Annotated in this window: 8 protein-coding genes; all 8 read left to right on the forward strand. The window is 62.3% G+C overall.

The annotated features are described in order from the left end of the window. The first annotated feature begins 565 nt into the window (after positions 1–565). The gene (nrdH, locus tag BQ7477_RS10485) at positions 566–811 is read left to right on the forward strand and encodes a glutaredoxin-like protein NrdH (RefSeq protein WP_073983823.1); all 246 of its coding nucleotides are present in this window, start codon (positions 566–568) and stop codon (positions 809–811) included. Between the two features lie 284 nt (positions 812–1,095). After that, positions 1,096–1,512, forward strand: a complete 417-nt coding sequence (nrdI, locus tag BQ7477_RS10490; RefSeq protein ID WP_073983824.1) for a class Ib ribonucleoside-diphosphate reductase assembly flavoprotein NrdI — start codon at positions 1,096–1,098, stop codon at positions 1,510–1,512. Beyond that, on the forward strand, positions 1,482–3,638 hold the full coding sequence (gene nrdE / locus BQ7477_RS10495) for a class 1b ribonucleoside-diphosphate reductase subunit alpha (protein WP_073983825.1): 2,157 nt from the start codon (positions 1,482–1,484) through the stop codon (positions 3,636–3,638). The genes nrdI and nrdE overlap by 31 nt, the downstream gene beginning before the upstream one ends. 347 nt (positions 3,639–3,985) lie before the next feature. Continuing rightward, a complete protein-coding gene (locus tag BQ7477_RS10500) occupies positions 3,986–4,513 on the forward strand; it encodes a hypothetical protein (RefSeq protein WP_073983826.1) in 528 nt (175 codons plus the stop codon). A 252-nt stretch (positions 4,514–4,765) separates the two neighbouring features. After that, positions 4,766–5,062, forward strand: a complete 297-nt coding sequence (locus BQ7477_RS10505; RefSeq protein ID WP_084795801.1) for a hypothetical protein — start codon at positions 4,766–4,768, stop codon at positions 5,060–5,062. A gap of 110 nt (positions 5,063–5,172) precedes the next feature. Next, complete coding sequence (locus BQ7477_RS10510) at positions 5,173–5,700, forward strand: hypothetical protein (RefSeq protein ID WP_073983827.1); 528 nt, start codon at positions 5,173–5,175, stop codon at positions 5,698–5,700. Between the two features lie 114 nt (positions 5,701–5,814). After that, positions 5,815–6,303, forward strand: coding sequence for a hypothetical protein (locus tag BQ7477_RS10515; RefSeq protein WP_073983828.1), 489 nt, complete (start codon positions 5,815–5,817; stop codon positions 6,301–6,303). A gap of 148 nt (positions 6,304–6,451) precedes the next feature. Then, the coding region (locus BQ7477_RS10520) for an ABC-ATPase domain-containing protein (protein ID WP_234968806.1) at positions 6,452–6,678 on the forward strand (227 nt) is incomplete at its 3' end.

Below are 6,678 nucleotides of genomic sequence, written 5' to 3' on the forward strand. Positions count from 1 at the left end.
CCCCCGGGCCCCCGGGCCGCCCACCCAGGCGCCTGTGGCACGCGTTCCACGCTGCTTTCCGTGGTATTTCAAGCATTCGCCCGAAATAGCGCTCTACCCCTACATCTAGGGGCGCTTAGTCGCAAATGGCCACTAGATGTGGGGGTGCGACACGCCCAAGCCCCCGCCATTAAATGTGATGCGTAACACTAGTTGGGTGGTCGAAGGGTGGTTGTGCACAGGGTGGTGACAAGGCTGTCCACAGTGCTCACAGGGGCGACTGGCGCCTCGTGGGGGATGTTTGAAGCACTGAAAGGTTAGTGAAAAACCCGCGCATTTGTGCGCATTTTCGGGAAGCTTCATTACGGGGGCGACAAGATGAGGCGGTGGGCCTGTGATCCTGACCGCCCGCTTTATCCACAGGCGCATTGGCCTTGTCCACAACGGGAGCGCTACACACAACATCTAGGGGTCGCTTGCATGAGTGGCCACGAGGTGTAGTGTTATCGTGTTCGCGGCGAACGAGCCGCAAGAAAGCCCGTCAGGTAAGCAAACGTCCGGCCTCGAGCCGCAAGGAGACACGAACATGTCGATCACCGTCTACTCCAAGCCCCGCTGCCCCCAGTGCGACGCGACCTACCGCGCCCTCGACAAGCAGGGCATCTCCTACGAGAAGATCGACGTCACCCAGGACGCGGACTCTCTCGCCTTCATCAAAGGCCTCGGCTACCAGCAGGCTCCCGTCGTCGTCGCGGGTGAGGACCACTGGTCCGGCTTCCGCCCCGACCGCATCAAGGCCGTCGCCGCTCAAGCTATGGCGCTGTCCGCCTGAGTCACGCCGACAAGCCCCGGCCGGGAGGCCGGGGCTTTCGCATGTCCGGGCACGGACGAGGCCGGGGTCGCCTTCTCGACAAGGCGCGGATACGCCCGAGGCAGTCAGGCGCGACACGGGGCGTGACCAGCGTGAATGGCGGGACACTCGCGCCTGAACCAGACGCGCACCCCGCGCCGCCGAGTCGAACATCCCACATGGGACACGCCTCCCGCGCACCTCCGCCCAGGCCTCGTGAATGAGACACTAGAAGCTCACCGCCCCGACACGTCGGAAGGAACACTATGGGCATCGTCGTCTACTTCTCGTCGGCGACGGGCAACACCCGCCGTTTCGTTGAAAAACTCGGCCTCCCGGCTGCGCGAATCCCGTTGCGTCCCAAGGATGAACCTCTGCGCGTGCGTGAGGAGTACGTGCTGATCGTGCCTACCTACGGCGGTGGAAACATTAAGGGAGCGGTACCTAAGCAGGTCATTAAGTTCCTCAACGATCCCGACAATCGGGCCCTGTGTAGGGGCGTGATTTCGTCGGGAAACACTAACTTCGGCAAGGCCTACTGCATCGCGGGCGACATCATCGCGGCCAAGCTGGGGGTCCCCCACATGTATAAGTTTGAGCTCCTCGGCACGCCCGAGGATGTCTCCAGAGTTCGCGAAGGACTGGAACAGTTTTGGCAGAAAACTACACCGACACGGGCGTAGAGGACGCTCCCTCCCCGGAGCTGGACTACCACGCGCTCAACGCCCAGCTCAACCTGTACGACGCGGAGGGGCGCATCCAGTTCGATGCGGACCGTAAGGCCGCTCGCCAGTACTTCCTGCAGCACGTCAACCAGAACACGGTGTTCTTCCACGACCTGGAGGAGAAGCTGAAGTACCTGGTGGACGAGGGCTACTACGAGAAGCACGTCCTGGATCAGTACGACTTCGCGGACATCAAGGAGCTGTACAAGCAGGCTTACGCACACAAGTTCCGCTTCCCGACGTTCCTGGGCGCGTTCAAGTACTACACGTCGTACACGCTCAAGACCTTCGACGGTAAGCGCTACCTGGAGCGCTTCGAGGATCGCGTGGCCATGGTGTCCCTGTACCTGGCGCGCGGCGACATTGAGCTGGCCCGCGCCTTCGTCGATGAGATCATGAGCGGCCGCTTCCAGCCGGCCACCCCGACTTTCCTGAACGCGGGTAAGGCGGCGCGCGGCGAGCTGGTCTCCTGCTTCCTGCTGCGCATCGAGGACAACATGGAGTCGATCGCGCGCGGCATCAACTCGGCGCTGCAGCTGTCGAAGCGCGGCGGCGGCGTGGCCCTACAGCTGACGAACCTGCGTGAAGCGGGTGCCCCGATCAAGAAGATCCAGAACCAGTCCAGCGGTGTCGTGCCCGTCATGAAGCTGCTCGAGGATTCTTTCTCCTACGCGAATCAGCTGGGCGCGCGTCAGGGCGCGGGTGCCGTGTACCTGCACGCCCACCACCCGGACATCATGGCGTTCCTGGACACGAAGCGCGAGAACGCGGATGAGAAGATCCGCATTAAGACGCTGTCCCTGGGTGTCGTCATCCCGGACATCACGTTCGAGCTGGCCCGTAAGAACGAGGACATGTACTTGTTCAGCCCTTACGACGTGGAGCGCGTGTACGGTGTGCCTTTCTCTGAGATTTCGGTGACGGAGAAGTACCACGAGATGGTGGACGACGGGCGCATCCACAAGAAGAAGATTAACGCGCGTCGTTTCTTCCAGACGATCGCGGAAATCCAGTTCGAGTCCGGCTACCCCTACATTGTCTTCGAGGACACGGTGAATAAGGCGAACCCGATCAAGGGGCGCATCACCATGTCGAATCTGTGCTCGGAGATCCTGCAGGTGTCGGAGGCCTCGGCCTACAACGATGACCTGTCGTACTCGCATGTCGGTAAGGACATCTCCTGCAACCTGGGTTCGCTTAACATCGCGAAGACCATGGATTCCCCGGACTTCTCTAAGACGATCGAGATGGCGATCCGTGGCCTGACGGCCGTGTCTGACCTGTCGGACATTGGCGCAGTGCCCTCGATTGCGCGCGGAAACGCGATGAGTCACGCGATCGGCTTGGGGCAGATGAACCTGCACGGGTACTTGGCCCGCGAGCACGTGCACTACGGGTCCGAGGAGGCCCTGGACTTTACGAACATGTATTTCATGACGGTCCTGTTCGAGGCCATCAAGGCCTCGTGTCTCATTGCTCGTGAGCGAGGGGAACGCTTTGAGGGCTTCGAGGATTCCGCGTACGCGTCGGGTGAGTTTTTCCGCAAGTACATTGACGAGGAGTGGGCGCCTACCACGGGCAAGTGCCGTGAGCTGCTCGCCGCCTCGTCCATTAAGGTCCCGACCCGGGCCGACTGGGAGGCCCTGGCGGCCGATGTGGCTACCTACGGCATGTACAACCAGAACCTGCAGGCCGTCCCGCCGACGGGCTCGATCTCGTACATCAATAACTCGACGTCGTCGATCCACCCGATCGTGTCCCGCGTGGAGATCCGCAAGGAAGGCAAGATCGGCCGCGTCTACTATCCTGCGCCTTACATGACGAACGAGAACCTTCAGTACTATCAGGACGCGTACGAGATCGGTCCCGAAAAGATCATCGACACGTACGCGGTGGCGACCCAGCACGTGGATCAGGGCCTGTCGCTCACGTTGTTCTATCCGGACACGGTGACGACGCGCGACCTGAATAAGTCCTACATTTACGCGTGGAGGAAGGGCATTAAGACCCTGTACTACATGCGTCTGCGTCAGATGGCGCTGGAGGGCACGGCGGTTGAGGGCTGCGTGTCCTGCATGCTGTGACGTGATGCTCGCTTGTCGGGTGGTGCGGGGGTCGGGAAGTCGGCCCCCGCACCGTTTTGTGCTCGTGGGGCGAGGCTGGGGTTGCCCGCGTGGGGCGAGGCCGGGGTTGCCCGCGTGGGGCGAGGCTGGGATTGCCCGCGTGGGGCGAGGCTGGGGTTGCCCGCGTGGGGCGAGGCTGGGGACACCTGTCGGGAAATCAGGCGCGTGAGTGTGGCGGGCGCAAGCACCAGGCCCGGCCTGGGACTTTGGCGCGCCGAGGGTGTGGTGTGACGCATTCATTCGGAATTTCCGCGTCATCCTCGTATGATTGCTGCGGAATAAAGTCCCACGTGTCTTCGGAGTGAATGATGAGTGACCCTTCAAACCCCTACGGTGCGACTAATACAGGTAGCGTGGCGCCCTACGGCGCTCAGGCCGACTACACTGCGCAGACTGGCTATCCCGGCGCACAGGCCGCTTACGGCGCACAGGCCGACTACGGTGCGCAGTACGGTTACGCTGCGCAGGCCGGTTACGGTGCGCAGTACGGTTACGGTGCGCAGGCCGGTTATGGCCAGCCTTTGTACGGTCAGATGAGTTACGCCATCAACCCCGCGGTCGAGCGCCTGCGTTCGAATGCAACCACCGTGCGCATCATGGCGTTCATCAGCCTCGTCACCCTTGGCCCGCTCCTGGCGATCCCCGCATGGATTTGGGGCAGCAGTTTGCTCAACGATGCGATGGGCCAGGGCGCCCCCATGGACGTTGTCAGCGACATTCGCAGTGCGCGTACGACTGCGATGGTCTGTACGATCATTCAGGTGGCTGGACTCGTGCTGTTCTTCGTCGTCCCCTTCCTCCTCCTCCCTGCCTTGGTCGGTTTGAGTTCATACTGACGTCCCGCAAGGAGACAACGCTAGGCGCCGCGGCGGTGAGCGACCGTCTCACGCGTGTGCGGAGCGCGTCGATCCGCGTCTCGTTCATCGGTGACCGGACGACGCGCACGTACAAATATGAAATCAGTGACAGATGATGTGGAGCAGCGAGTGGGCGATACCATCAACCCCAACACGCAGCAGGAATCCACTCCCTAGGCGGTCGATGCCTCGTTCGGGCAGGGAACGGACCAACACTTTAACGCCCAGCCCATGTATGCTACGACTCCAGCGGCGGAGAAGCTTCGCTCGGATGCATCGACGGCGCGACTGCTGTCATTCCTCAGCTTCCTGTTCGGCGGTCTCCTGCTGTCGGGCGGCATGTGGTTTTGGACGAGCAAGATGATGCAGGAGGCGTCGGCACTCGACGCTCCGCTGGACGTCGTGGAACAAGTGCGAAGCGCCCAATCCTCGGCTCGGACCTGCTCGTTTATTCATATCGCCATCGTCGTTGGAGTTTTCCTCCTCGTTTTCTTCTTCATCATCCTCGGTCTGTTGGCCAGTCAGTGATGAACGCTCACCAGGGTGAGGCTCGGGTCCGCCCGGGCCTCACCTTTTTCTTCGTTCGACTCGTGCGCTGGTATGAGTCGCGCACCGGTGCAATTTTTTAGGAGCAACACATGAGTGACCCCGTCAATCCCTACGCGCAGCTCGAATCCGGCAATCAATCCGCCTATGCGCCCCAGCCGACCAACGAGCCGCCAACGTTTGCGCAGTCCGCGTACGCGCAGTCAGGCTACGTCCAGCCCGGGTACGCACAGCCCGGGTACGCACAGCCCGGGTACGCACAGCCCGGGTACGCACAGCCTGTTGGTCAACCCATGCCCGGCGATTCACCCGTCGGTCCTGTCTATGGAAACCCCTCCTACACGCCACCGCGCACCTACGAGTATGAATCGATCGCCTCCAGGGCGGTGACGATCATGGTGCTGAGCGTCTTCAGCTTCCTCACCATCGGTCCCCTCTTGTCGGTCCCCGTGGCGATCTGGGCGTCAGTGCTCACGTCGCAGGCCAAGTCGATTGGCGCTCCCGACCGTGTCCGCTCACGCGCCCGCGCGAGCTTCGCCGTGTCACTGATTAGCGCGATCATCCAAGTTGTCGGCCTGATTCTATTCATTCTCCTGGTCGTATCGGCGGCGAATCGGTGATCATTCCCCTTGGCCTGCGGGTGACCAACAGTGTCCCGAATCATGCACTTTTTCGGGGGTGCGTGTGCGCTACGATAAACTCTGACCACCCGACCCTCACATCTGGAGCAGCGTATGAGTGACATCCGCACCCCCTTCACTCAACAGCCAGCCCGCGGAGCCCCCATGCGACAGCAATACGGGCAGTTCGCGTACGCGCAGCCGAGCGTGCCCATCGGATACGCTCAGCCCTTCCCGCAGGCCACGGGTCCGCAACGCGCCTACGCCACCGCGTACCAGCAGGCGTTGCGCGCCAGAGCGGCGAATGGGCGGATCACCTACGGCGACATACTGACAGACCAAGCCATGGCCTCGTACACGGCCCGCGTGAACGGCGTCTCAACGATAATCATCATCATGTCCGCTCTCAGCCTGTTCTTCGGCGTCATCATTTTCTCTTCCCTCGGGGTCTTGACGGGCTGCCTGCAGCTCGGTACCGCCCGCGCCTACGGCGCCCCCGAACACACCGTCAAAAGGGCAACAATCGCCCGCAATATCGCGGTGGGCTGCCTCATCGTCGACTCACTCATCCTCGCCGCCATCATCGCCATGGTCGCCAGCTAGAACAACACACCCGAACCGCCAGGCGACAGAAGTACCACTGGGACGCGACGAAAGTGCCGCAGCGGGAGGCCACGCCGTAGGCGTGCTCGATGAGCGCGTACGCTCACGACACCGGCGTTCTGGCCGACGCCACCTGTAAACTTGCAGCATGACTCCCCGATACGAAGCCCCCTCGCGCTCGATCACCGGAACCGACGCCAACCTGCTCAACCAGCTCCGCCACGCCGACGGACGCCCCTACGGCTTCTACAAAAACGCCCTGGGCGCCTGGGATTACGGCGACTTCACCCTCGCGATCGACCACGTGCAGGCCGACCCCTACGCCCCACCCTCGTCCCTGCGCGCCTGGGCACGGCCCGAGGCCATGGGACTGCC

The sequence above is a fragment of the Actinomyces bouchesdurhonensis genome (assembly GCF_900128465.1).
In the GTDB taxonomy this organism is placed as follows: domain Bacteria; phylum Actinomycetota; class Actinomycetes; order Actinomycetales; family Actinomycetaceae; genus Pauljensenia; species Pauljensenia bouchesdurhonensis.